Here is a 26116-nt window from a genome sequence, read left to right on the forward strand (position 1 = left end):
CAAACAAACATATAGTGTCTATTGAGCGAAATCAGTAATAGTATGAAAGGGGATTGCGTGGATAAGCCAAATTCGAATCAACGCAAAAATATAGAGGATAATGCCAAGGATCAGCAACTAGAGCCGTTTCGTGTTGAGAATGAAGGCACAAAAATGACTACGAATCAGGGTCTTAGAGTGTCTAACGATGAGGATTCCTTAAAAGCAGGAGTCCGCGGTCCGACAATTATGGAGGATTTTCACCTTCGAGAAAAAATTACACATTTTGACCACGAACGAATTCCAGAAAGAGTCGTACATGCTAGAGGTTTTGCAGCGCATGGTGAATTCGAATTATATGAGTCAATGAGAGAGTATACGAAAGCGAAATTTTTGCAAGACCCGAAAAAGAAAACACCAGTGTTTGTTAGATTCTCGACAGTGGTAGGTAGTTTAGGCTCGATGGACACAGCTCGTGATGTACGGGGGTTTGCAACAAAATTTTACACGGATGAAGGAAATTATGATTTAGTAGGCAATAATATTCCAGTCTTTTTTATTCAGGATGCTATTAAGTTTCCAGATTTAATTCATGCTGTAAAGCCAGAGCCGCATAATGAGATGCCGCAAGCAGCCTCTGCCCATGATACGTTTTGGGATTTCGTTGCGAACAATCAGGAGATAGCACATATGATTATGTGGCATATGTCTGATCGAACAATACCTAGAAGCTTCCGTATGATGGAAGGTTTCGGGGTGCATACATTCCGTTTTGTTAATGACAGAGGACGATCGAGATTTGTGAAGTTTCATTGGAAGCCTGTACTAGGTGTGCATTCACTAGTTTGGGATGAAGCACAGATAATTGCAGGGAAAGACACAGATTTTCAGCGACGGGATTTGTGGGAGGCCATCGAAATTGGAGATTATCCAGAGTTTGAGTTAGGGGTGCAAATACTTGAACCGGAAGACGAATTTAAATTTGATTTTGATATTTTAGATGCCACTAAGCTTTGGCCAGAAGAACTAATACCCGTAAAGAAAATTGGAAAAATGACCTTAAATCGTAATGTGGATAATGTATTTGCTGAAACGGAGCAAGTTGCCTTCCACCCAGGGAATGTTGTACCAGGCATTGATTTTACTAACGATCCACTGTTACAAGGTCGACTCTTCTCCTATTTAGATACACAGTTAATTCGTCTCGGGGGACCAAACTTTGCGGAAATCCCTATTAATCGCCCTCTTTGTCCTGTGCATAATAATCAACGGAATGGTTTTAGTCGACAGGCAATTAATCTAGGTAGAGTAAGCTATCATAAAAATTCATTGGCCAATAATACGCCTGCAACATCTACTGCAAGGGAAGGGGGATACGTTCATTATGAAGAAAAGGTTGAAGGGCGAATCACAAGAGCACGTAGTAAATCCTTTGACGATCACTTTTCGCAAGCTAGGCTCTTTTGGAACAGTATGTCCCCACCTGAAAAACAGCATATTATAGACGCTTTTAGCTTTGAGGTTGGAAAAGTAAAAAGTAAATCGGTGCGACAACAAGTTGTGGATATGTTTGTTCGTGTGGATAAAGCAATGGCTACAACTGTGGCTGAAAATGTTGGTGTTAACCCTCCTAGTGGGGAACAGTCCAAGGTAACAGCTTCTTCACCTGCACTTAGTCAAGCCAATACCATTAAATTGCCTTATACGCTTAAGGTGGGTGTTTTAATTGGTGATGGATTCGATGCAAATGAGGTAGGCGAAGTATTGAAATATTTAACAAGGCAAGGTGTGCGCTACAGCATTATTTCTGATCGACTAGGTGTTGTAACAGGGAATAATGGTGTTCAATTAACGGCAACCGACACATTTATTACAACCGATGCCGTTTTATTTGACACGTTATATGTGGTGGGGGTAAAGGCAAGTAATCAAGCTAAATTTAATACACATATCGTGAATTATATTAATGAGGCATATCGCCATTATAAACCTATTGGGTTTGCTGTTACAGGTACAACGTTTTTCAATATGTCAAATGCGAATGTGGGACCAGGCATTGTTTTAGCAACTGGTAATAAGGATTTTGCTAAAAAATTTGTAGGCGCGATTGCACAACAAAGATTTTGGCAACGCAATATTTATTAAGCATAGGAAAATATAAACGTATAAGGCTTAGACTGTGGACAAAAGCTATCGAGAAGTTCTTTCTCTCGGTGGCTTTTGTTATTTTCATATTTTAAGATTTTGGAGTGTTCTACTTGGTGGGCATTTCTTTAAATGAGCCTGTTCCTTTTCTAAAAGAACCCTCTCTAAGACATTCCTGATAATATTGCATTCAATTTTTCCAAATGATAAGGTGTTACATGAGGTGAGAAATATGGAAAATTTTGATATAGCGATTATTGGCGCAGGGCCAGGAGGTTATGTAGCGGCCATTCATGCGGCGAAAAATGGCAAAAGGGTTGCATTGATTGAACGAGATAAATTAGGAGGAGCCTGCTATAATGTCGGCTGCATTCCATCTAAAATTTTATTGGAGCATAGTAAACTAGTACAGGCAATCAATCAAGGAAATAATTGGGGAATAGAAACGGACAATGTGCGAATAAATTTCCCTCGATTGATGCAAAGAAAAGATACAATTATTCAAGAGCTTCTAACAAATATTGAGCACTATATCATCAACAACGATATAACTTTATATCGTGGTGAAGCCACATTAACTAAAGACTTGCTGATAACAGTTGGAAATGAAACTTTGACAGCCACGGATATTATATTGGCAACAGGCAGTCATCCATTTGTCCCACCATTTCAAGGTTTAGAGACTGCTACCTACTATACAACAGATACATTTTTCAATCTTAAAGAGCTACCAGCACAGTTAACGATTATTGGTGGTGGTGTCATTGCAGTAGAAATGGCCTTTAGTTTAGCACCTCTAGGAACGAAAGTTACAATGCTTAATCATAGTGAGGATATTTTACAAACGGAAGAACCAGAGTCGAGACCTCTTATTCGAGAAAAGATGAAGAAACTTGGTATTGAACTTGTAACAGATTTCGAATTCGAAAAATTTGAAGGCCATACTATTCATACAACTAAAGGTACATATACATATGAAAATCTTCTATTTGCCACAGGGCGTCGTCCTAATACAGAGATCGCTCAGCATTTAGGGCTAGCATTTGAAGGACTTTTAATTGCCGTCAATGACCATTTACAGACGAGTCAGCCCCATCTGTATGCAATTGGTGATTTGGTCGGTGGTTATCAGCTAGCACATTCAGCAAGTGCAGAAGGAATCTATGCTGTAGATTATATTGTGGGTAATCAACCAGCATCAATTGACCAAGCATCTATCCCACGTTGTGTCTATACACATCCTGAGATTGCCACATTTGGTTTACTAGAAGAACAGGTAAAAGTGCCTTACACGATGACAAAAATGCCTTTAAAGACAAATCCAAAAGGTTTAATGGAAGGCAATACAGAAGGCTTTGTGAAGCTAATTACAGAAGAGGGTAGCGGTCAAATTCTAGGTGCTTGTGTTGTAGGAGATGGTGCAACAGAAATGCTGAATGCGATATTGGCGGCAAAAAATGCAGGTGGTACAGCTCTTTCATTAGCACAAATGATTTTCCCACATCCGACTGTATGTGAGCATATTGGAGATGCAGCCAAGGCCGTTTTTGGAAAAGCTATTTACCAATAAAAAAGCTATTGACTTTAAAGGAATATATGTTAGATTAATTTTATAAGAATACTTGGTTTTGAAGTTGACTAGGCATCTAGAGGCTTCTATTTTACAAGGCGGTTTCCGTTTGATTGTAAAATAGAAGCTTTTTTAATGGCTTAAAAAAATAAAAGGAGTGGGGAAATGACAAAAGCAGTAATTATTAATGGAAGTAACTCGAAAAGCTCTAGAGTTACGGCAATTCATGAAAAGGTTGTAAATCATCTACTGGCACAAGGAGTAGAAGTCCATTCTAATTATGTTCATGAGCTACCAGCAAAAGATTTAATGACAGCCAATTTTGGGAGCGAAAGTATCCAGCTAGAGAATAAATGGGTCGAGGAAGCACAAATAGTGATCATTTTAACCCCAATATACAAAGCATCCTTTACAGGGATATTGAAGACTTATTTAGATGTACTACCCCAGAAAGCTCTGCATGAGAAGGTCATACTACCTATTGCTGTCGGAGGTTCTATTGGTCATTTATTAGCATTAGAGTATGCTTTAAAGCCCGTTTTAGCTGTACTCGGGGCGACCACAATATCACATTCAGTTTATATTGTGGATAAACAAATTATTCGTCTGGATGAAGGAGGCTTTGCCATAGAAGAAGAAGCAATCAACAGATTGGAAGCAGAGCTAAAGCAGTTGCAACGAGTATTAATTGCTAATTAAATATGATAAAAGCGCATTATAGGGGTATCCTATAATGCGCTTTCTTTTAATTTACTTCAAGATCTTCTTCTATTTCTACTGGTGCTGTAGAAAGATATAAGAAAGCCTCATCTTGCAAAAGCATTAATTTTTCTTCACAAATCCCATGCGATAATGGTCCTGAAAAAATAGACTCCCACCATGTCGTTGTTGTTTTCATTCATCTACGCCCCCGTTTTAATTAATATGTAGTTGTATATTTCCCGAGATAAAAAAACTAAAACATTTTACATACTCAAATTTCATCCTCCCTGATGTAGAAAGAGGATTTTTCCCTCCTGATGTTGTATCGTATAGACAATGATAGTTTGTTTCGAAATGAAAAAACTATGTATGCCATTTTTGAAAAAGGGGTGCTTTATTGATGAATTTTACGTCTCAAGATGTGGAAAATATGATAACAGAGCAGCGTCAATTTTATTTTTCTCGTGCCACTAAAAGTGTCAAGTTTCGAAAAGAGCAATTAAAAAAACTAAAGAAATCCATTTTGAAATATGAAAAGGAAATACTGAACGCCCTATACTTAGACCTTCGGAAAAGTGAGTTTGAAGCTTATGCAACTGAAATTGGCATTGTCTTAGATAGTATTTCTCATATGGTGAAGCATGTGGAAGAATGGATGGCGCCAGAAGCTGTCAAAACACCTATTCAATATCAGATGGGTAAGAGCTTTATTGTTCGTGAACCGTATGGTGTTACATTAATAATTGGACCTTTCAATTACCCATTTCAATTGGTCATGGAACCACTGGTAGGTGCTATTGTTGGCGGTAATACAGCTATTGTCAAACCGTCAGAAACATCTGTACACACTGCAGCCATCGTAAAAAAAGTAATTGAAGAAACATTCCACCCGTCCTATGTACGTATAGTGGAAGGGGAAAAAGATGAGGTTACTGCCTTAATCCATGCTTCCTTTGACTATATCTTTTTTACAGGAAGTGTTGCAGTCGGCAAAGTGGTAGCTAAGGCAGCAGCAGAACGACTAACTCCTATTGCTTTAGAACTTGGAGGGAAAAGTCCAGCTATTGTCGATCAAACAGCGAACCTAGAAGTAGCAGCGAAGCGGATTGTATGGGGTAAATTTACAAATACTGGGCAAACATGTGTGGCACCAGATTATTTACTTGTTCACAAAGATGTGTATGATCGCTTTATGAAAATTTTAAAAGAAACAATACGTTCTTTTTATGGGAAGAACCCATTAAAAAGCCCTGATTACGGACGCATCGTGAATCTTAGACAGTTTGATCGTTTACAGCAAATTATTAAGGAAGAGCGAGATGCTATAACATTTGGCGGGCGGATAGATCGAGATGATTTATATATTGAACCAACAATCATCGAATATGTAAAGTGGACAAGTCCATCGATGCAGGAAGAGCTTTTTGGTCCTATCCTACCTGTTATGATGTATAACGATTTACCACTAGCTATCCATCAAATTCGCCAATTGCCGAAACCACTAGCGGCATATTTCTTCTCAGAGCACGAAAAAGCGACTCAATACTTTTTAGAGGAATTGCCATTCGGTGGAGGATGTATTAATGATACTATTACACATGTTGGTAACTTACATTTACCATTTGGAGGTGTTGGTCCTTCAGGTGTGAAAGCCTATCATGGTAAAGCGAGCTTTGAAAACTTTACACATTCGAAATCCATTTTAAAGAAATCTTCTAAGCTTGAGACGAATGTACTTTTTCCACCCTATAATCAAAAGGTGAAAATTGTACGCTCTATTATGAAATAGTAAAATGGGGGTATCTTTTTTCAAATGAAGATACCCTCATTCTAAAAACCCCCTCCTTTGTATAGAAAAATGTTCCCAAAAATCCTATCCTAGTCGTGTCGAAAAATGCCGATTCCTGATTATTTATGAAAATTTCGAAGAAAACGTGTTTTTTGTTCAAATGTAAGCGTTTTCGTTGAAAAAACAGCACAGAGACATTTTATTTATCACGAAATAAGTAGTAAAATAAGTTCAATAGAACGTGGGGGGATTCATATTGTCGTTTTTTGTCGAATAATCAAAAATGATGACGTGAGTGTAGAGATTGATTGGAGGACTATGAAATGTATGCAGAGGAATTGTTAAGTGCATTACCTTTGAAAAAAATAATTGGCATGTTGCCAGACCAAGTAACTGATATCGTAGTGGATTCAAGAAGTGTACAGCCAAATAGTATGTTTGTTTGTATTAAAGGTTATACAGTGGATGGACATGATTATGCTCAAAAGGCTGTAGATGGTGGGGCTACGATTGTTGTAACGGAGCGAGAATTACCACTAGGTGAGACTATTGCTCAAGTAATTGTGAAAGACACGGACCGTGCAGTAGGCTTATTAGCCGCAAAGTTTTTTGATTATCCTTCAAAAGATATAACGATGATCGGGGTAACGGGAACGAATGGTAAAACATCTGTGACGGGTATTATTCAAAATATCATGCATGGTATGGGTGAAAAATCGGCCCTATCTGGCACAATTGGCTTTAATTTAAATGGAATTCTATATGAATCTGCCAATACAACGAGTGATGCGTTATCGACGCAACAAATGATTTTTAGAGCAAAAATGGAAGGCTGTCGTTTAATGACGATGGAGGTTTCATCCCATGGCTTAGCACTTGGACGTTTAGCAGGTGTTGACTATGATATTGCTATTTTTACAAATCTAACGCACGATCATCTTGATTTCCATGGTACGATGGAGGAATATGGCCATGCTAAAGGTTTATTATTCTCCCAGCTTGGACAAGATTTAGAAAAAAATAAATTTGTTGTGCTAAATGCCGATGATGCGTGGTCAGAGCGATACGCAGCTATGACACCATTTCCAGTGTGGACATATGGTTTAAAAAATGAAACAGCAGATTTCCGTGCCATTAACTGTGAATATCACGATTATATGACATCCTTTGATGTGGAGATGTCAGAAGGAATTTATCGTGTGAAAATGAATTTACTAGGTGAATTTAACATTTATAATGTGTTAGCAGCGATAGTGGCATTTTATGGTCGTGGCTATACTATGGAAGCCATTATTGAGCAAATCGAGCAACTCCCACCAGTTAAAGGTCGTATGGAAAAAGTATGCTCTGACCTACCTGTTCAAATGTTTGTTGATTATGCACATACACCTGATGCCATTGAAAAAGCGATTGAAGCAGCACAACCATATAAAAAGGGCAAACTTATTTTCTTAGTTGGGACAGGTGGTAACCGCGATAAATCAAAACGTCCTGCAATGGCTGAGAAGGCGTCGGCAGCAGAGTATGTCATTCTGACAACAGATGACCCACGCTATGAGGACTATAATAGTATTACAGGTGATTTAGCCAAAGGGATGTTACATGACAATTTTGCTTGCATCGGGGATCGTGCAGAGGCAGTCCGACATGCCATTGAGGTTGCTGAACCAGGCGATATGATAATTTTTGCTGGTAAAGGCCATGAGGATTATCAAATTATTGAAAATACAAAATTTCCACATAGTGATGCAGAAATAGCAATAGAAGCTGGCCGATTGAAATTTGTTTGATGGAATATAAGATCTTAGGAAACCCTTTTAGATAGTACTAAAGGGTTTTCTTTTTGGCGATTTCATGTAAAAAGGTTGTACGAAAGGCAAGTCTTCTTTTATTATTATTAAGTATGAAAAAAGGAGAATGACGAGATGAATTCAAATTTAGAAAAAGATATACAATCGCGTCGTACTTTTGCCATTATCAGTCACCCTGATGCTGGGAAAACGACGATTACAGAAAAGCTTTTACTTTTTGGTGGCGCCATTCGTGACGCAGGAACAGTAAAAGGGAAAAAAACAGGTAAGTTTGCAACATCTGACTGGATGGAAATCGAAAAGCAACGTGGTATCTCTGTAACTTCTTCCGTGATGCAGTTTGACTATAACGGCTCACGTGTAAACATCTTGGATACTCCTGGGCACCAAGACTTCTCAGAAGATACGTATCGTACACTAATGGCAGTAGATAGTGCTGTCATGGTAGTGGATGCTGCTAAAGGGATCGAGGCACAGACATTAAAGCTATTTAAGGTTTGTAAAATGCGCGGTATTCCAATTTTCACTTTTATTAATAAATTAGACCGACAAGGGAAAGAGCCGCTTGAGCTAATTGAAGAGCTTGAGGAAGTACTAGGGATTAATGCGTATCCAATGAACTGGCCGATTGGTATGGGGAAAGAGTTTCTTGGTATTTATGATCGTTACAATAAGCGTATTGAGCAGTTCCGTACGGATGAGACAGAGCGCTTTCTACCAATAGATGAAAATGGTGAACTTGCTGTAGAACATCCAATGAAAGTCACTTCTTATTATTCTCAAGCAATGGACGATATTTTACTATTAGACGAGGCTGGTAATGAATATTCGGAGGAAAAAATTCGTCGTGGCGAATTAACACCAGTGTTCTTTGGTTCAGCTTTAACAAACTTTGGTGTACAAACATTCCTAGAAACTTACTTACAATTTGCACCAATACCACAGCCTAGAATTACGGAAGATGAACAGTTTATTGATCCGCTTGAACAAGAAGAATTTTCAGGATTCATATTCAAAATTCAAGCTAATATGAATCCTGCGCACCGTGACCGTATTGCCTTTGTACGTATTGTTTCTGGTAAATTTGAGCGTGGCATGAATATGACATTGTCTCGTACAGGCAAATCCTTTAAAGTTACGCAATCTACGCAATTCCTAGCTGATGATCGTGAGACTGTAGATGAAGCGGTTGCTGGAGATATTATCGGGTTATATGACACGGGGACTTATCAAATTGGAGACACAGTTGTGGGTGGTAAGAAAACATTCCAATTTGAAAAATTACCACAGTTTACACCAGAGTTATTTGTCCGTGTAACGGCTAAAAATGTAATGAAATCGAAGCAATTCCATAAAGGTATTTTACAATTAGTACAGGAAGGTGCTATTCAATATTATAAAACACTGCACACAGAGGAAGTTATTCTTGGAGCAGTGGGTCAACTGCAATTTGAAGTATTCGAACATCGTATGAAAAATGAATACAATGTGGAAGTAAGAATGGAGCCAATTGGTTCAAAAATTGCACGTTGGATTGAAAATGAAGAGGATGTTAAAGAGTCCATGTCCTCTGGTCGTTCAATGCTGGTGAAAGACCGCTTTGACAACCTTGTGTTCTTATTCGAAAATGAATTTGCCATGCGATGGTTTAACGATAAAAACGAGAACATTAAACTTTATAGCCTTCTTTAATAGTCAAACACGAATCGACAATTTTGCGATTCGTGTTTTTTTTCAAGGAAATTTGACACTGACTGTAGAATATATAAAGTATTAGGAAATTTAAGATTGCCATCGCTAGATGGTAGAAAATTAGCCTATTTATAAAATAATCCCCTTTTCGGCTATCATAGAAAGGAAGAGGCAGAAAAAGGAGTTTATCATATGAACATTAGTAATTTTTCAATTAAAAGACCGGTCTTTACAATTGTAACGATGCTTTTTGTCATTTTATTAGGCGGTGTATCGTTATTAAAAATACCAATTACTTTAATTCCGGAGTTAAATCCTCCGATAGGTGTAGTAGTCACCTCCTATCCTGGAGCAAGCCCAACAGAGGTGAATGAGAGAGTAACGAAGCCTTTAGAGGCAACACTAGCCACCTTACCAGGCATTAAGAAATTACAGTCAACCTCGCAAGAAGGAAGCAATTTAATCGTCCTTGAGTTCAATTGGTCCACCAACCTAGAAGATGTCCAACTTGATATTTTACAAAGAATTGATATGACACCTCTTCCCAATGATTCGGGCAAGCCAAGCTTTTTAAAGTTTGATCCATCTCAATTTCCAATTATTCAGCTATCATTGCGCGCAGAAAATGAAAATGTTGATGTGCGCTTATTAGCAGAGGATTTAGAAAAAGAGCTTCGACGGACAGAGGGTGTCGCAAGTGTGAATGTTTCGGGGAAGCTTATAGAGGAAATACAAATTACATTAGATGAGGGAAAGCTAGTCGAAAAAGGCTTAACACAGGCAGATATTATTCAAATCGTTCAAGCGAACAATGTATCACTTCCTGGTGATCCGGTTTTAACTAATGATGAAAAAATGTTAACAACACGGATTGTTAGTACATTAACCTCCCCTGAAGATATAGCCAATTTAATCGTTTCTGTGAATCCTTTAACAGGTGAAGCGTTAACAGTTGGCAATCTCGGCTCTGTTAAAAGGGCAGAACAGCCATCTGTAACGACAACTCGTGCCAATGAGCATGCAGCAGTTCTTATGTCTGTCATACAGGAGTCGGGTGCGAATACTGCAGAAGTGTCGAAGGAGTTTCAACAAACCTTAAATGATCTGCTAGAGAAAGAGCAATACAGGGGAATAACAGCAGACATATTAGTAGATCAGGGCAACTACGTGGATGTTGCTATTAGTAATATCGGCTCTTCCTTAATTTTAGGAGGATTGTTTGCAATGTTCGTCCTTTTTGTGTTCTTACGCAGTATAAAGAGCCCTATCATCATTGGTATCGCTATCCCCTATTCAGTTATAGTGACATTTGTATTGATGTTTTTTGCTGATTTTTCACTCAATATTATGACTTTAGGTGCTCTAGCTTTGGGTATTGGCATGCTAGTGGATAATGCAATCGTTGTTATTGAAAATATTGAAAGACACTTAGGGCTAGGAAAAAATCCTATTACAGCAGCAATGGAAGGGACAAGGGAAGTGGCTCTTGCTATCACAGCTTCAACACTAACAACAATAGCTGTCTTTATTCCTGTTATGTTCATCGAAGGATTGATTGGACAAATTTTCACAGAATTTGCTCTCACAATTTCATTTAGTTTAATTGCCTCTTTAGTAGTTGCCCTTACAGTAGTGCCGATGCTAGCGAGTCGTCTTTTAAAAATGAAAAGTATTAACGTTTACGAGCAGCGTAGTCAATCTCAATTTTATAAGCGATACAAATCGTCTATTGTTTGGGTTCTGAAGCATCGTATGCTCATACTAATTTTCACAGTAGCTTGCTTTGGCCTATCATTATTCGGATTGACTAGAATTGGTACTGAATTTTTACCACCTACCGATGAAGGATTCACAACCATTAGCGTCAATCTTGAAAAGGGTGTAGCTGTATCTGAAACTGAAAAGGTTGTCAGGAAGATCGAGGAACGTTTAAAGCAGGAAAAAGATGTAGATGTTTATGTTAGTTTAATTGGTGGCACACAACAATCTCAATCACGTGGACAAACTAGCCCGAACCAAGCAGAAATGTATGTAAAGCTAGTGCCTTTAGTGGATAGAGAACGCTCAATTTTTGAATTTGTCGAAGAGTTAGAGCAAGAATTACAGGGAGAGTTAGGAGATAAGACTGAGCTGACATTTAACGTATCGACAGCAACTGGCTCATCACCACATACTTTAACGTTTAGATTAACTGACTCTGATGAAGGAAGGCTCCAACAGGCTGTTAATAAAGTACAACAAGAGCTACAAGCGATTGAAGAAGTGACGAAAGTCTCCACAGATTTAGATAATACGGTTCAAGAAATTCAAATTGAAGTTAATCGAGAGATTGCAAAAGATTATGGTTTTGTACCGGCCCAAATTGCACAGTCTGTCAATCAAATGACAAGGGGACAATTAACGTCCCAATTAATCGCAGAGGATGGTGCTGTGTTACCTATCTACACAGGTTTCGGACAGACCTTCAACGACAGTGTGAATTCACTAAAAGCAATGCAACTTCGTTCACCTGCGGGCTTGTTTGTGAAATTAGAAGATGTTGCTACGGTTTCTATAGAAGAGGGTCCCATCTCTATTCGTCGTTCTGATCAGGCTGCAGCAGTGGCATTTTTTGTTGAATATGAAACGAAGGAATCTTTAGGCGGAATGTCAACAAAGGTAGATAAAGCAATAGAGAGTGCTCATTTATCACCTACTACGCAAATTGTATTTAGCGGTGATCGAGAGCTTTATGATAGTGCAATCGATGATATGCTACTAGCCGTTATTCTGGCAATTATATTAGTTTATATTGTGATGGCTGCTCAATTTGAATCATTCAAATATCCGTTTGTCATTATGTTTACGGTGCCATTAATGATCATAGGTGTAGCAATTGCCATGTTTGCCACAAATACATTAATAGGTGTGACATCTGTAATCGGAATTTTAGTGCTTGTAGGGATTGTTGTAAATAACGGTATTGTGTTAGTTGATTATATTAACCAGCAAAAAGCGAGTGGTATGTCAGCGTATGAAGCCATTTTACTGGCTACTCAGGATCGTCTCCGTCCAATCTTAATGACCGCGTTAACGACTATTTTAGGATTGCTTCCACTTGCACTTGGCATTGGGGAAGGAACAGAGATGAATCAACCGATGGGAATTGCAGTGATTGGAGGACTTGTGACGTCCACGTTACTAACACTATATATTGTACCGATTGTTTATAGTTTAGTGGATAAGGAAACAAGAAAGATGCGTTAGAATCGAGGGGGAATGGGAGATGAAAGTTCATTTTTTTACTGGTTTTCCTGGTTTCATTTCAAGTCAATTAATTAGGACATTGTTCCAAAAAAAACAAACACAACAGGTTATAGCAATCGTATTAGCTGGCGAAACCATTAAGGCTCATCGAGAAAAAGATAAAATATTAAAGGAGTTTCCTAATGGATCGATTCGTATTGTTGAGGGTGATATTACCTTGCCGAACCTCGGTTTAGATAATCAAGTGATTGAAGAAATCGTACCTCAAATTGAAGTGCTCTGGCATTTGGCAGCTATATACGATTTAGCTGTACCCCGTGATATTGCTTGGAAAGTGAATGTACATGGGACAACAATGGTGAATGAATTTGTGCGCACTTTACCCCATTTAAAACGCTATATGTACTTTAGTACGGCATATGTGGCTGGTACACGTGAGGGGGTACTGCGTGAAAATGAACTGATTCGACCATTCGCATTTAAAAATTATTATGAAGAGACAAAATATGAGGCTGAGCTCCGAGTAGAAGATTTAAAATCCGAAATTCCATTAACAATTATTAGACCTGGCATTGTGAGGGGACATTCGGAAACGGGTGAAACTATTAAGTTTGATGGCCCCTATTTCTTTTTAAATTTAGTAGAACGTTTAAAATGTTTACCCATAATTCCTTATATTGGAAAATCTACATCTACGATCAATGTAGTACCAGTAGATTATATATTAAATGCCTCAACTTTTTTGGCATCAGAACAAGAGGCTGAAGGCAAGACCCTTCATTTAACAGATCCAAATCCTCACCCTGTACAGGAAGTGTATCGTACTATGGTGAAACTAGTAACAAATGCTTATCCGAAGGGACATTTACCGTTTGCGTGGGCAAAGCTATCCTTGCAAATTCCTTTTATTCGGAGAAAGCTAGGGGTGGAGCAGGAGACATTAGATTATTTAACATGGAATGCCACATTCGACACGACTGAAGCCCAGCAAATTTTACAAAAAGGTGGAATTACATGTCCTGATTTTATTCGGACGATGCCGCGAATGATTGATTTTTATTTAGCACATAAAGAAGATAAGAGCTACCAGATACAAATTAAGTAATGAAAAAACCATATAGATATTTTTGTAAGCTGTAAATGATAGTGCTATAATGTTTGAAAGAAGATACCTTCGACACTTTGTCAAAGGGGAGTAGCTAACAGGTTTTGCAATTATTTTACCTGGTTTCACATTCGTCAAGACATGGTTTTACCATCGGGTGTGATAGTGAATGGCTCTATGCGTAAAATGATGACTGATGACGTGTAGATTGATGTACCGATAAGGTACTAATTTACTTAGCGAGACCTTTGCCTACATAAGGCAGGGGTTTTTTTCTTTTGTACTTTAGTGGAACTAGTCATTTGGGTATTTAGAGCTTAGAGGAGGCACTAGCATAAATGGAAGCAATAATATTACAATACGGCTGGGTTTTAATTGTCCTAGTTGTATTAGAGGGATTACTAGCAGCTGATAATGCAGTAGTAATGGCTGTAATGGTCAAACATTTACCGCAAGAACAACAAAAAAAGGCGTTATTTTATGGACTATTTGGCGCCCTGATTTTTCGATTTGCTGCTCTTTTTGTCATTACAGTTTTAGTAAACTATTGGCAAATACAAGCAGTAGGTGCGGCTTACCTGCTATTTATGTCTGCGAAAAATATTTATGATTTACGTAAACATAAAGATGATGAGGAAGAGACGAGTGAAAAAGCTGGGAAAAAGGGTTCTGGATTCTGGTTAACGGTACTCAAAGTAGAAGCTGCAGACATTGCATTTGCTATTGATTCCATGTTGGCTGCAGTAGCTATCGCTGTCACATTGCCTCATTTGGGGAATTTTGATATCGGTGGCATTAATGGTGGACAATTTATCGTCATGCTCCTTGGTGGGTTTATCGGGGTTATTATGATGCGTTTTGCTGCCCAATGGTTTGTCAAAGTATTAAATGATTATCCTTCACTTGAAACAGCTGCATTTTTAATTGTAGGCTGGGTAGGTGTGAAGCTTGTTGTCTTAACATTAGCCCACGAAAAAGTAGGGATATTACCTGCAGAATTCCCACATTCCACTGCATGGGAGTTAACATTCTGGATTGTCTTACTCGGCATAGCATTTGTAGGTTATCTAGTAGGGGTTCGAAATAAAAAATAGCTTAGATTGAATTATCCAGCTGTAGTCAAAAGCCATCGAAAGTATGATCGATGGCTTTTGGTATTTTCTTTTTCTATGATATTTTACTACTAAATCTAATCTCACTTTTTCGGCTTAAATCTTGGAGAGCTTACGTCATGAATGTGATTTTTCGTCAACATTGTTTGTCACTCTAAGGATTTACTTTTCAACAATAAAAAAATAGCTTAGAATCAATCGGAGTGACTGTTTATAAAGTATAGCCGTTAATCTCCACTACGGGCTGACGTTTCCACTGGCGGGGCCGAGCTGCTTCCCTCGCTGCGCTCAGTCCAGGATCTCGACATTCCCACTTAGTCGCCACCCTACGATCCGATCAACTTCTACATTATCACTCCACCTACATACTTCGAGCTTTTTTGAGCTAAACTCATTAACCCATTTTGCAGTGAGAGAAAATCTTTACCTGAGTATGTTCGATAGGCAAATCATAGTGAAAATACTCAATAGAAGATATAAAATTTTCTTCGCAAATTGCTTCAACTCCAGAAATTTCGTATGTCATAGTTGGATAGTTTGCTTGTAAAAGTACCTTTGCTTCTTCAGATTCATCTGGATGTAATGTATCCTTAAAATGCAAAAAAAGCAAAACACTCCTAGTTATTAGTAATACTAATAATCCTCCGATTGTAAAAATAAATATACTCCAAGCCTTTAACCGCTTATTCAAAACTTCACCTCCAAAATAAAAAAGCATTTTTGTTCAGATATCGTCCATTTTCAAAAAGTATAGTAATAACTATTCCTCTTTCTTTTTTCTTGTATTTTTTCTATACTATAATCTATCTAGTTGGGCATCATATGTAGGAGGGGTTGTTAAAGTGCCTTGGAAAAAATCTTCCAATAGACTTGTCACACCATTTCAGGTACTTGTTTCTTATTATTTTATAGCTATAGCGATTTCCTTCCTGTTATTACGGCTTCCAGGCGTTCATCAAGAAGGAGTAAAGGTATCCTTTTTAGATAGTTTATTTACGGCAGTAAGTGCAGTAAGTGTAACTGGTTTAACAACTATTAATATTTCTGAAACGTATACGACATTTGGACTTGTGATGATTCTTGTTATTTTGCAGTTAGGCGCAATTGGTATTATGTCACTGGGTACCTTTGTGTGGCTCTTAGTCGGGAAAAAAATAGGGATGCGTGAGCGTCAGTTAATTATGATTGACCACAACCAGTACAATTTGTCTGGTGTTGTGAAATTAATACGTGAAATCTTAAAAATCTTAATTGGTATTGAGGTAGCAGGTACGTTTATTTTAACTTTACATTTTACCAATTATTTTGATACGTTAGAAGAAGCATTCTTACACGGAGCATTTGCTTCAATTTCTGCTACGACCAATGGGGGATTTGACATTACGGGAATGAGCTTATTGCCATTCCATGATGATTATTTTGTTCAACTGGTGACAATGGTACTTATTGTGTTAGGGGCAATAGGTTTCCCTGTCTTAATTGAACTAAAAACTTTCTTACTCAAACGTCATGCGAATTTTCGATTTAGCTTGTTTACAAAAATTACTACGTCTACTTATGCCATTTTATTTGTTGTTGGTGCTCTGGTCATTTTACTTCTCGAATCTTTCCATTCTTTCAAGGAAATGTCCTGGCACGAAGCGCTTTTTTCAGCGATGTTTCATTCTGTATCGACAAGATCTGCTGGGCTTACAACTTACGATGTGACGACATTTAGTGAGGCGACAGATATTTTTATGAGTTTTCTCATGTTCATAGGTTCTTCTCCAAGTTCAGTGGGGGGAGGAATTCGAACAACCACTTTTGCCATAGCTATTTTATTTTTAATTACATTTGCAAGAGGGAGAGAGGATATTCAAGTGTTTGGGCGAGAAATTCATTTAATTGATGTTTTCCGCTCCTTCGTTGTCATCTTATTAGCCTTTTTCATGGTTTTAATTGCAACGATTATTTTGCTTATTACAGAGCCACATGCCTCCCTTATTCAAATTATTTTTGAAATCACCTCTGCGTTCGGTACTTGTGGTATGTCGTTAGGAATAACTTCAGATTTATCGGTTATTGGTAAAATTATTATTATTATTTTAATGTTCATTGGTCGAGTTGGTTTAATATCCTTCCTGTATACGCTAGGTGGTGGTGGACGAGGAAAGAAATCGAAATTCCATTATCCAAAGGAACGCGTAATAATTGGGTAACGCTCACAGAACACAGAACATTGATATATAAGGATTTGTTGAGGGGTAATCATGATATTGCCCCTTTTTTCTGTCAAAAGTGTTAAGTAAAAATGTTTTTGTTTGGTAGCTACATAGCCGAGTGAGCTTGCATTTATAAATTAAAACTGTCATACATGAAACAATCTTCTTTTCGAAAGCCAGAAATAGCATAAAGAGTAATTGACTTTCTTCTATTATATAGGGTAAAAAGAGATAAAATTGTCGAAAGTTGTCATTACAACTGTATATACATTAAAAACATCTATACTAATTCTATACATTTTTTAGAAAACGAAAATTAACTATTGAAATGGAATAGGTAGTTCCAATAAAATAAAAAATACAACTAGCAAATAAACGTAAAAATTATGAACAGAATAAGATGTCTGATATAGGATAAGAGGGCTCCATTTGTTACTAAAACGCCTAAATGTGTAAGTTGTCACAAAATATTCGGAAAATTTAAAATTTAATTTCCCGAATGTGAACATTTTAAGTGGGTATATTTTCAACGTATAGATTGTTTGTTTTAAGAAATTTGCCCTAAACTTTTTTAAAATGGCTATGAATACTTGACTAATAGATTAAGCAGGCAGAAACGCTATAAAACAGCTACCCGTTTCTTTTTCAGTGCATCTTTAAGAATTGTTTAAGACATAAAAAAAGCTAGTCCTGATCGCTCATACAGGACTAGCGTTTGTTATTAAAGTGTGGGGATTGTTGCAAAGTAAGGTGCTTGACCATGACGGAAATAAGTTAATAGGTAGCCATCTTTTTGTACAATTTTGCCATTCAAGAAATCATCATAATTGAGAGCATGTGGGATTACCAAAGTATGCTTAAACAGCTCTTTCTCAGTAAGTTTAAAGTCTGCAAATTCCTCACCAGCGATAGCCGGATTTTCACGTAATGTCTGGTAGATTGTTTTTTGTTGCTCTACTGTTGGGCGTTCCTTCCACCATAGTTTACGTGGCTGGAATTGCTGAGCCGTTAGATAATCTAGTTGCATTAAGCTTTGTATAATGTTTAAATTCGCGCCATCTACAGTTTCTAAGAACATTAGTAAACGACGGAATAAATCTTCTAATTGATGGCCAATACGGGACCATCCCTTAGTTTCCCAATACGTACCGAAGCTTTGGAAAAAGTCAAATGGTGTATCGAAGACCTCGGTTACTAAATATTCGATTGTATGATCCATACGATGATCGTTCCAATATTTCTCCAGAACATCCTCTGCATGTTTAATGCGAACTATGTCATCAAATGTGAGGACATTATTAGAAAAGATTTCATAAGGCGCTAGATCGACGTAAGTATAACCAAACTTCTCAGCTTCCACTCGAAGCCCTGTACCGCGTAAAAGCTTTAAAAAACCAAGTTGAAGTTCTTCTGGTCGCATGGCAAAAACATCATTAAAGGTTTGACGGAAGCTTGCGTAATCCTCTTCAGGTAAACCTGCTATTAAGTCTAAGTGTTGATCGATTTTTCCGCCTTCTTTAACCATTGTCACTGTTCGTTTTAGTTTTTCAAAGTTTTGGCGACGCTGTACAAGTGTATTGGTTAAATCGTTTGTAGACTGAACACCAATTTCGAAGCGGAACAAACCTCTCGGCGCATTGTCATTTAAAAATTGGATAACTTCCGGACGCATAATATCGGCAGTAATCTCAAACTGGAATACAACACCTGGTTTATGTTCATCAATTAAAAACTGGAACATTTCCATAGCGTAGCTACGGCTTATATTAAACGTTCGATCCACGAATTTTATAGTTCTAGCGCCATTATCCATTAAGAAACGAATATCTTCCTTAATTTTTTCTCGGTTAAAGTATCGAACACCAACCTCAATAGAAGATAAACAGAATTGACAGCTAAACGGACAGCCTCTACTTGTTTCAATGTACTGAATACGTTTCCCAAGGTGAGGAAGATCCTCTTCAAAGCGAAACGGACTCGCTAATTCACGCAAATCTATCTTAGGTGGTTGAGCGTGAATCTTAACTTTTCCGTCCTCTAAATAGCAAATTCCAGGGACATCCTCCAGTAATATCTCACCGTGTAAATAACGTAACAATTGCTTAAATGAAGTTTCTCCTTCACCCATCACTATGAAATCTACTTCAGGTATACGGCGTAGCCAATGGTGAGAATCGTAAGAAACCTCAGGACCTCCAAGCAAAATTTTAACATCTGGACAGACCGTTTTTAACATTTTAATAACATGAATTGTTTCTTCAATATTCCAAATATAACAGCTAAATCCAACGATATCAGGTTTTTTTTGGAACAAATCTGATACAATATTAAAAGCAGGGTCTTTAATTGTATATTCTGCTATAATTGGATTAAATTCGGGTGAAGCGGCACCTTTTAAATAGCGCAATGCTAGATTTGTGTGTATATACTTTGCGTTTAAAGTAGTTAAAATAGTATTCATACAATAATCTTCCTTTCAATATCTAATTGTATCAGTCAAGTATTTGACATACAATATAATTCTTTTTGCCTATTTATTTTGTGAACAGTTCGTGAAATAATTTAAAATACTTAAATTTACTAAATTTTGTAATAATAGAATCGTGCTGTCATAATGTATAGTAAAGGCTCAAAATTCGATTTAGAGGTTTTTTACTCTTTTGAAAGGTTCGGTGAGAAAGTTGAAGCAAAATGATATTAATCAATGTTTTGGAAATCTTATGAAAAGTACTTCGTCACCAACACTTATACTCAATAAAGCAGGGAAAATTTTGAACGTCAATGAGGCTGCTATCCAACTATTTAATCTTAATTTAACGTATATTGGCAATTTGGCTATGGACGAGCCATCTAAATTTAAATGGGCGAAGTTCGTCCAACAACTACAAAAGGATTTACGATCGGAAGAAATTTTCAACATTCGCACAGTAGGAAATGAGTACGAAATGTTATCATTTAAATGTTTCTACGACCCAAATGCAGAAGAAATTGTTGCACAAATTTCAACATTAAATGAAGATGTTGCCCATAAATTATACGTTAGTCAAGAGCATGAAAGATCCCAATCTTTTAATGCATATGATTACTTACCTTATGCTGTTATTGTAAGTGATGCTAGCGGTATTATTCTTGGGCTTAATAAGTATGCAGAAATGTTTCTCAAAGTAGAAAGCTCTCAGCTACTCCATAAAGCTCATCAGCATATATTTGATCTATTTACATTGAAAAAAGGGCAAATTACATCCTACCTTTCTAAATTAATGGGTGACAAACATGCAAGTCTTCACGTTGTCGATGAAACACAAGTAAGTAGAACTTGTTATTATGAAATTTCCAGTATTTTTGATGAATACAATAATATTATTGTCACAGTTATTAATGATGAAACAGAGAAGAAGCAACTTCAACATAAAGTGGAGCATCAACAAGCTTTGAATGTTGTTGGACAAATGGCTGCGAGTATTGCGCATGAAATTCGTAATCCATTAACTTCTTTAAAGGGTTTTACTGATTTATTAAAAATAAATGCTGACGATGAATCACGCATGTACCTTTCTGTCATTGATAGTGAGCTTCAACGAATGGAACAAATTTTATCAGAGCTTTTAGTTTTGTCCAAGCCATCAACTATGAAAGTGGAGTTATTGGAACTAGATCATATTGTAAAACAAGTCATTGAGTTCATGTTACCAGATGCACTCATGAAAAATATTATGATTCAGTACATTTCAATTCCAAATCAAGTTTATATTGGTGGAAGTGAAAATCGTTTAAAGCAAGTATTAATGAACCTCATTAAAAATGCGATGGAATCCATGAATAACGGTGGTACGATTACTGTAGAAATGACAACAAATGACTGCGCGATTGTTGAACTTACAATTAAAGACGAAGGCGTTGGAATGGATAGCACAACCCTTCAAAACCTATTCCAGCCTTTTTACACGACAAAATCAACAGGGACAGGACTGGGCCTTGCATTCGTGAAAAAAGTTATCGAAGAGCACGATGGAGTTATAGGTGTTAATAGTGAATTACAGAAGGGGACATGCTTCCATCTACAGTTCCCAATCTATACATTTAACCAAGTGGATACAATGGAAGTATCCACAAAAGATTCTGCCTATTTAGTAACATAAAGAGAGTAAAAATGGTTGGATAACAACAATATAACCTTCTAAATCGGATAATGCTTTTGACAATGCTTTTCTAATATCGCTATAATGTCAAGTATAAAGAGCGAAGTGAGAGGAAAAGAATATGACGTCAGAAGACTTAAAACAATCTTTAAAATTATATATTGTATTGTCACGTGCACTTAAAGCTATCAATGAGACAACACATCAATTATTTCAGGATAATGGTTTAAACCCAACTGAATTTGCTGTTCTCGAGCTTCTTTATCATAAAGGAAGACAGCCATTACAGCAAATTGGCAATAAAATTTTACTTGCCAGTGGGTCTATTACGTATGTCATTGATAAGCTTGAAAAAAGAGGCTATTTATTGCGTGTATCCTGTCCTTCAGATCGTCGTGTGACATATGCAGAAATCACGGATGAAGGCGAAGCATTTATGGGGGAACTATTCCCAAAGCATGAGCAGCATTTGCATGAAATAATGAGCGTATTATCTTCAGAAGAAAAAGAGCAAGCTATTACGTTATTAAAGAAAATGGGCCTTTCTATTAAAGATTTATCTTATTAAAAAAGTTGTCTCATTCATTTGAGACAACTTTTTTAATCATGTGGATAAAGAAAGATCTCAAATATACATAAAAGGACGATAGACAATGCCTTGTCTATCGTCCTTCTTGTATTACAAATTATTATTTTTTAGAAATAGTTGCTGCCATGTTCATCATAGCATTCGTTAAATCTTGCTTATCATTATCGTGAATCGTTAATTTTGTAATGAGACCATCATTTTCAAAAACAACCCCGATTACTTTCTCTGTGTCAAAGTCTACAACATAACCTTCAATATTTTGAACATCCTTAAATGCAGCTAATTCATCAGTAGTTAAAGCTACTGTTTCACCTACAGCATTCATATAATCTTGCATAGCTGTTTTTACTTCAGTAAAGCTTGATTGTGATGCTTCAATTGTTTCAATACGCATAAACACTTCGTCATCATCATTAGATACTAGCATATCTTTACCTGGCTCTTCTTGCGTTAATGTGAATCCTGGAAGTTGTTGTAGCTTATAGCTTTGGTCAACACTTTTAGATTCAGTTGCCTTTTCTGTTTTATCTACACCATTTTGTTTGTAAGTCACATCTTGTTGTGGCTGTTTAGAAGCATCCTCAGTATTTGTTTCATTTGATGCAGGTGTATCTGTATTCTCTTCCTCTTGTGCTTCACCTGCTGTATCATCGCCAGATGGTTTTTGATCGGCAGCAGTATCAGACGGCTCATTTTGTTGAGTATCTGAATCCTCTGTTTTTTCAGAGGTATTACAACCTACAACTAGTACTGCTGTTAATAATAATGCAAGAATTGAAAATAATTTTTTTTGCATAAAAAACCCTCCTTTTCTAAATTAAACGTTAGTAAAGCTAAAATGTTTCCAAATAATAATGTTATGATGTTAAAGGTAACACTAAAAATAATAATAGTACAAAAACAACATGAGCTACAATAACAAGTGGCATACTTTTCCGCCATTCATACAAGAAGCCCCAAATAATACTTGTCACCAATGCAGCAACCACGCCTAAAATAAAACCACTGAGGGCAATGGAGATTGCACATAAAACTGCCGTCACTAGGATAGCCAGAGTAGGGCGCATAAATCGTTTTAATTGTTGCTGAACATAACCACGCCAAAATAATTCTTCGCCGATGGCAACAATAAAAACAAGTAATGCATAGTGCCAAATATTTTGTGGTCCATAGTTGGTTAAAAATTTATGAACAGATTGTACTAAGTTATTATTAATAAATGGAGCAAGCCAATAACCGAAGCGAATAATACCATAAGTGATGGTACCGTATCCAATCCCAAAGAGTAAAAATTGCCATGTGGGTAATTGATCTTCAATAGAACCAGCTAATATGGCAATGGCAATACATACTAGTAAAGTAAATGCATACATGTACCAAAATACTGCCTGGTTAGCAAAGGTAAAGGCAAGCATGCCATAAACGAATAATAGAGAAAGGAGTAATAGTACTGTTTGTTTTGAATTTGTTAGCATATACGACCTCCATGCTTTAATTTTATCAAAAAAAAAGCCCCATATCATCTATAAAGACAAATAGGGACTATTCAGACTATTAAGCTTCATTCGTATATAAAATTTTGTAACGTTTATGATTGACGACCGTTTTCTCTTCAATTTCAAGGGAATCAAAATTCTCCATATATGTTAAGTTAACGATCACCGAATTTTCATTTACCTTTTCGACAATACCTTGGAGACCATTTTTAAACTCGATAATATTTCCAACTTCAGCTATTTTCACAGACAGTCAGCTCCTTCATCGACTAATAATATACAGTTTGCATGAAAAAATGGTAAACGTAAAGCTTTTTTTAAATAATTCATAATTTATTACACAAAAGATGAAAAGAAAGGAATAAAACTAATGGAAAAATACGAAAATATGCTTAAACAATTACAAAATGGGGAAATAGGAAGTATTGAAATTCAAAAGGAAGATTTTTACGAATTTCGAGAAATTCTTGTAGGGCATCCTTTATTTAAACATTTCAGAGGTGAGGCCAAGCAAAATGGACAAATTATCTATACTTATAACGAAATACCTAGGAGTTAATTTGTCGAACATTGTCGTAAGTTAATGCTGTAAGAAATGAAATATAAATGTATAATAATGGTATGATTATTTGTGTGTGGAGGGTTGTATGAATGGTCAATCTACTCTTGAAACAAATGGAACAAACTCGTGAGTTGATGATTCGCTCTGGTGTTGAAAACGGGTTACAAAATGCAAAAACCATTCAACTGAGTCGCAGATTAGACCAGTTAATGAATACCTATTATAGACAGACAGCATTTGATGAAGAAAAAGACCAAGACGAATAAAAAGATTGTTCCAGTATTCAGAGTAATAACATTTAAAAAATAGATGTTTAAAATGCATTTTAATGGGGAATAACTTACTATGAACACAGCAACATTCTCATTTCCCCCTTTAGAGCAGTGATCCCCCAATCACTTGCTCTCTTTTTTTTGCTTATTCGGTATATATGCAAGTTATCTAATTATTAGTACAAGTTATAGGAAGAGTTTGAATTATTTTATTTATTCGCCTAAACTGAAAACATCAAGTCACGTAGGTGAAAGAATCCTAACTTTTATGACAAAGGAGTATATACATATGAAAAAGCAACGTATTGCATTTATCGGAACTGGTGTAATGGGGACAAGTATTATTAAACACTTATTGAAAAATGACCATGAGGTGACGGTGTACACTCGTACTAAAGAAAAAGCAGAGCCGCTAGTAGCTTTAGGAGCATTATGGGCTAGTTCGCCAGCAGAAGCATTTAAACATCAAGACATTGCTTTTACAATGGTTGGCTACCCCTCAGATGTTGAAGAGGTTTATTTTGGAGATAATGGTCTTTTCAAAACAGCTGAACCTGGCAACCTTATCATTGATATGACGACTTCAGAGCCATCTTTGGCTAAGAAAATATATGAGCATGCACAAACTATTGGTGTAGAGTCTTTAGATGCACCTGTATCAGGTGGTGATATCGGTGCGCAACATGGTACATTGTCGATTATGGTCGGTGGCGATTTGACAACTTACGATAAGGCTTTACCGCTGATGAAGCATTTTGGAGAAAATATCGTTTATCAAGGTGAGGCAGGGGCTGGTCAACATGCAAAGATGTGCAATCAAATTGCCATAGCTTCAGGCATGATTGGGGTATGCGAATCGCTTGCTTACGGTCTCAAGGCAGGGCTAGATTTACCAACCGTATTGCAGTCCATTGCATCAGGTGCGGCAGGTTCTTGGTCTCTAAGTAATTTGGCACCACGCATGATCAAAGAAGACTTTGCACCAGGTTTTTATATCAAACATTTTGTGAAGGATATGAAAATAGCTTTGGATGAATCCAAGAAAATGGGAATTACTTTGCCAGGATTGGTGTTAGCCTATGAAATGTATGAAAAATTGATCGAAGAGGGCTATGGTGATAATGGTACACAGGCTCTTCTTCAACGTTATAGATAATAAAAATCCTATTTGGATAAAAGAACCTGAAGTTTCTTCATTTTGGAGAGACTTCAGGTTTTTTTGTTACTCTTTCCCAAAAAGTTGGGCGTCTAATGAAAAGCTAGAAGCACCAGCTAGAGTGAAGTATAGTGCAATTGCACCCAAGGCTAAATCTAATTCGTATCCCGCTAAACCATCAGCTCCAATAAAGCCAATACTTAGCTTAGCTGTGAAAATGGCTACAATCATAGTCATTGTTAGTAATGCGCCAAAAATTCTTGTTGCTAAACCTAAAATAAGGGCAATACCTCCCACTAACTCAATAATTGCAACGATATACGCCATAAATCCTGGTATACCTAAACTATCAAAGAAGTCTGCCGTGTAGCTAATGCCTCCTTGAAATTTTTGAAAACCATGCACCGCAAAAATAATGCCGAGAACGACACGTAAAATAGTTGAACCAATGTTTTGCATTATAAAATATCTCCTTTTCTTTAACTTACAATTCGTAACCTAGTTTATTTTTAAAAATAACTTTTGTCAAGTAACTAAATGTGCTTTAAGA

The 26116-nt window shown here is 36.9% G+C and carries 22 protein-coding genes; 15 read left to right on the forward strand and 7 right to left on the reverse strand.

Going from position 1 to position 26116, the window contains the following annotated elements:
* The first annotated feature begins 42 nt into the window (after nucleotides 1-42).
* The 3 genes from AC1Q6O_RS02380 (at nucleotide 43) to ssuE (ending at nucleotide 4393) form a co-directional block, all read left to right on the forward strand.
* Entirely contained in the window at nucleotides 43-2124 is a 2082-nt protein-coding gene (locus AC1Q6O_RS02380; protein WP_008174182.1) for a catalase, read from the forward strand.
* A gap of 232 nt (nucleotides 2125-2356) precedes the next feature.
* Nucleotides 2357-3694 (forward strand): dihydrolipoyl dehydrogenase, encoded by a 1338-nt coding sequence (lpdA, locus tag AC1Q6O_RS02385; protein ID WP_446935878.1) that lies wholly within the window; start codon nucleotides 2357-2359, stop codon nucleotides 3692-3694.
* A gap of 165 nt (nucleotides 3695-3859) precedes the next feature.
* Nucleotides 3860-4393, forward strand: a complete 534-nt coding sequence (ssuE, locus tag AC1Q6O_RS02390; RefSeq protein ID WP_492400899.1) for an NADPH-dependent FMN reductase — start codon at nucleotides 3860-3862, stop codon at nucleotides 4391-4393.
* A 46-nt stretch (nucleotides 4394-4439) separates the two neighbouring features.
* Here ssuE and AC1Q6O_RS02395 read toward each other — a convergent pair whose 3' ends face one another.
* A complete protein-coding gene (locus tag AC1Q6O_RS02395; RefSeq protein ID WP_008174177.1) occupies nucleotides 4440-4592 on the reverse strand; it encodes a hypothetical protein in 153 nt (50 codons plus the stop codon).
* A 204-nt stretch (nucleotides 4593-4796) separates the two neighbouring features.
* Here AC1Q6O_RS02395 and AC1Q6O_RS02400 point away from each other — a divergent pair, with 204 nt between their 5' ends.
* The 6 genes from AC1Q6O_RS02400 to AC1Q6O_RS02425 all read left to right on the forward strand — a co-directional run bounded on the left by AC1Q6O_RS02400 (nucleotide 4797) and on the right by AC1Q6O_RS02425 (nucleotide 15133).
* On the forward strand, nucleotides 4797-6185 hold the full coding sequence (locus AC1Q6O_RS02400; RefSeq protein WP_008174173.1) for an aldehyde dehydrogenase: 1389 nt from the start codon (nucleotides 4797-4799) through the stop codon (nucleotides 6183-6185).
* A gap of 323 nt (nucleotides 6186-6508) precedes the next feature.
* The gene (locus tag AC1Q6O_RS02405; protein WP_043989703.1) at nucleotides 6509-7975 is read left to right on the forward strand and encodes a UDP-N-acetylmuramoyl-L-alanyl-D-glutamate--2,6-diaminopimelate ligase; all 1467 of its coding nucleotides are present in this window, start codon (nucleotides 6509-6511) and stop codon (nucleotides 7973-7975) included.
* 135 nt (nucleotides 7976-8110) lie between these two features.
* Entirely contained in the window at nucleotides 8111-9688 is a 1578-nt protein-coding gene (locus AC1Q6O_RS02410) for a peptide chain release factor 3 (RefSeq protein ID WP_008174169.1), read from the forward strand.
* Nucleotides 9689-9880: 192 nt separating this feature from the next.
* Nucleotides 9881-12934 (forward strand): efflux RND transporter permease subunit, encoded by a 3054-nt coding sequence (locus AC1Q6O_RS02415; protein ID WP_492400900.1) that lies wholly within the window; start codon nucleotides 9881-9883, stop codon nucleotides 12932-12934.
* A 19-nt stretch (nucleotides 12935-12953) separates the two neighbouring features.
* Nucleotides 12954-14039, forward strand: coding sequence for an SDR family oxidoreductase (locus tag AC1Q6O_RS02420; RefSeq protein ID WP_008174165.1), 1086 nt, complete (start codon nucleotides 12954-12956; stop codon nucleotides 14037-14039).
* A 338-nt stretch (nucleotides 14040-14377) separates the two neighbouring features.
* Nucleotides 14378-15133, forward strand: a complete 756-nt coding sequence (locus AC1Q6O_RS02425; protein WP_008174164.1) for a TerC family protein — start codon at nucleotides 14378-14380, stop codon at nucleotides 15131-15133.
* A gap of 412 nt (nucleotides 15134-15545) precedes the next feature.
* Here the strand turns inward: AC1Q6O_RS02425 and AC1Q6O_RS02430 are convergent, their stop codons facing one another.
* Nucleotides 15546-15842: a hypothetical protein gene (locus AC1Q6O_RS02430; protein WP_090002020.1), complete on the reverse strand. Its 297-nt coding sequence runs from the start codon at nucleotides 15840-15842 to the stop codon at nucleotides 15546-15548.
* A 151-nt stretch (nucleotides 15843-15993) separates the two neighbouring features.
* Between AC1Q6O_RS02430 and AC1Q6O_RS02435 the strand changes: the two genes are divergently transcribed.
* Nucleotides 15994-17349 (forward strand): TrkH family potassium uptake protein, encoded by a 1356-nt coding sequence (locus AC1Q6O_RS02435; RefSeq protein ID WP_089985187.1) that lies wholly within the window; start codon nucleotides 15994-15996, stop codon nucleotides 17347-17349.
* Nucleotides 17350-18073: 724 nt separating this feature from the next.
* On the opposite strand, the gene AC1Q6O_RS02440 is transcribed toward AC1Q6O_RS02435, so the two are convergent.
* On the reverse strand, nucleotides 18074-19813 hold the full coding sequence (locus AC1Q6O_RS02440) for a B12-binding domain-containing radical SAM protein (protein WP_089985189.1): 1740 nt from the start codon (nucleotides 19811-19813) through the stop codon (nucleotides 18074-18076).
* Nucleotides 19814-20072: 259 nt separating this feature from the next.
* On the opposite strand from AC1Q6O_RS02440, the gene AC1Q6O_RS02445 reads away from it, so the two are divergent.
* Nucleotides 20073-21491 (forward strand): PAS domain-containing sensor histidine kinase, encoded by a 1419-nt coding sequence (locus AC1Q6O_RS02445; RefSeq protein ID WP_258955259.1) that lies wholly within the window; start codon nucleotides 20073-20075, stop codon nucleotides 21489-21491.
* A gap of 121 nt (nucleotides 21492-21612) precedes the next feature.
* Nucleotides 21613-22059 (forward strand): MarR family winged helix-turn-helix transcriptional regulator, encoded by a 447-nt coding sequence (locus AC1Q6O_RS02450; protein WP_008174146.1) that lies wholly within the window; start codon nucleotides 21613-21615, stop codon nucleotides 22057-22059.
* Nucleotides 22060-22180: 121 nt separating this feature from the next.
* Here AC1Q6O_RS02450 and AC1Q6O_RS02455 read toward each other — a convergent pair whose 3' ends face one another.
* From AC1Q6O_RS02455 to AC1Q6O_RS02465, 3 genes are all read right to left on the reverse strand, one after another.
* Nucleotides 22181-22876 carry a DUF8580 domain-containing lipoprotein gene (locus AC1Q6O_RS02455; RefSeq protein ID WP_089985192.1) on the reverse strand — a complete coding sequence of 232 codons (696 nt, stop codon included), beginning with the start codon at nucleotides 22874-22876 and terminating at the stop codon, nucleotides 22181-22183.
* 61 nt (nucleotides 22877-22937) lie between these two features.
* On the reverse strand, nucleotides 22938-23555 hold the full coding sequence (locus tag AC1Q6O_RS02460; RefSeq protein ID WP_043989700.1) for a CPBP family intramembrane glutamic endopeptidase: 618 nt from the start codon (nucleotides 23553-23555) through the stop codon (nucleotides 22938-22940).
* A 79-nt stretch (nucleotides 23556-23634) separates the two neighbouring features.
* Nucleotides 23635-23823: a YkvS family protein gene (locus tag AC1Q6O_RS02465; protein ID WP_004224583.1), complete on the reverse strand. Its 189-nt coding sequence runs from the start codon at nucleotides 23821-23823 to the stop codon at nucleotides 23635-23637.
* Between the two features lie 123 nt (nucleotides 23824-23946).
* On the opposite strand from AC1Q6O_RS02465, the gene ykzS reads away from it, so the two are divergent.
* The 3 genes from ykzS to AC1Q6O_RS02480 all read left to right on the forward strand — a co-directional run bounded on the left by ykzS (nucleotide 23947) and on the right by AC1Q6O_RS02480 (nucleotide 25566).
* Nucleotides 23947-24135: a protein YkzS gene (gene ykzS / locus AC1Q6O_RS02470; RefSeq protein WP_492400901.1), complete on the forward strand. Its 189-nt coding sequence runs from the start codon at nucleotides 23947-23949 to the stop codon at nucleotides 24133-24135.
* A 92-nt stretch (nucleotides 24136-24227) separates the two neighbouring features.
* Nucleotides 24228-24404, forward strand: coding sequence for an aspartyl-phosphate phosphatase Spo0E family protein (locus AC1Q6O_RS02475; protein ID WP_008174142.1), 177 nt, complete (start codon nucleotides 24228-24230; stop codon nucleotides 24402-24404).
* 295 nt (nucleotides 24405-24699) lie between these two features.
* Nucleotides 24700-25566, forward strand: a complete 867-nt coding sequence (locus AC1Q6O_RS02480; RefSeq protein WP_090002015.1) for an NAD(P)-dependent oxidoreductase — start codon at nucleotides 24700-24702, stop codon at nucleotides 25564-25566.
* 66 nt (nucleotides 25567-25632) lie between these two features.
* Here the strand turns inward: AC1Q6O_RS02480 and AC1Q6O_RS02485 are convergent, their stop codons facing one another.
* Nucleotides 25633-26025, reverse strand: a complete 393-nt coding sequence (locus tag AC1Q6O_RS02485) for a DoxX family protein (protein ID WP_008174140.1) — start codon at nucleotides 26023-26025, stop codon at nucleotides 25633-25635.
* Nucleotides 26026-26116: the final 91 nt, after the last annotated feature.

This window comes from Lysinibacillus sp. GW823-FHT06C08 (assembly GCF_058795135.1).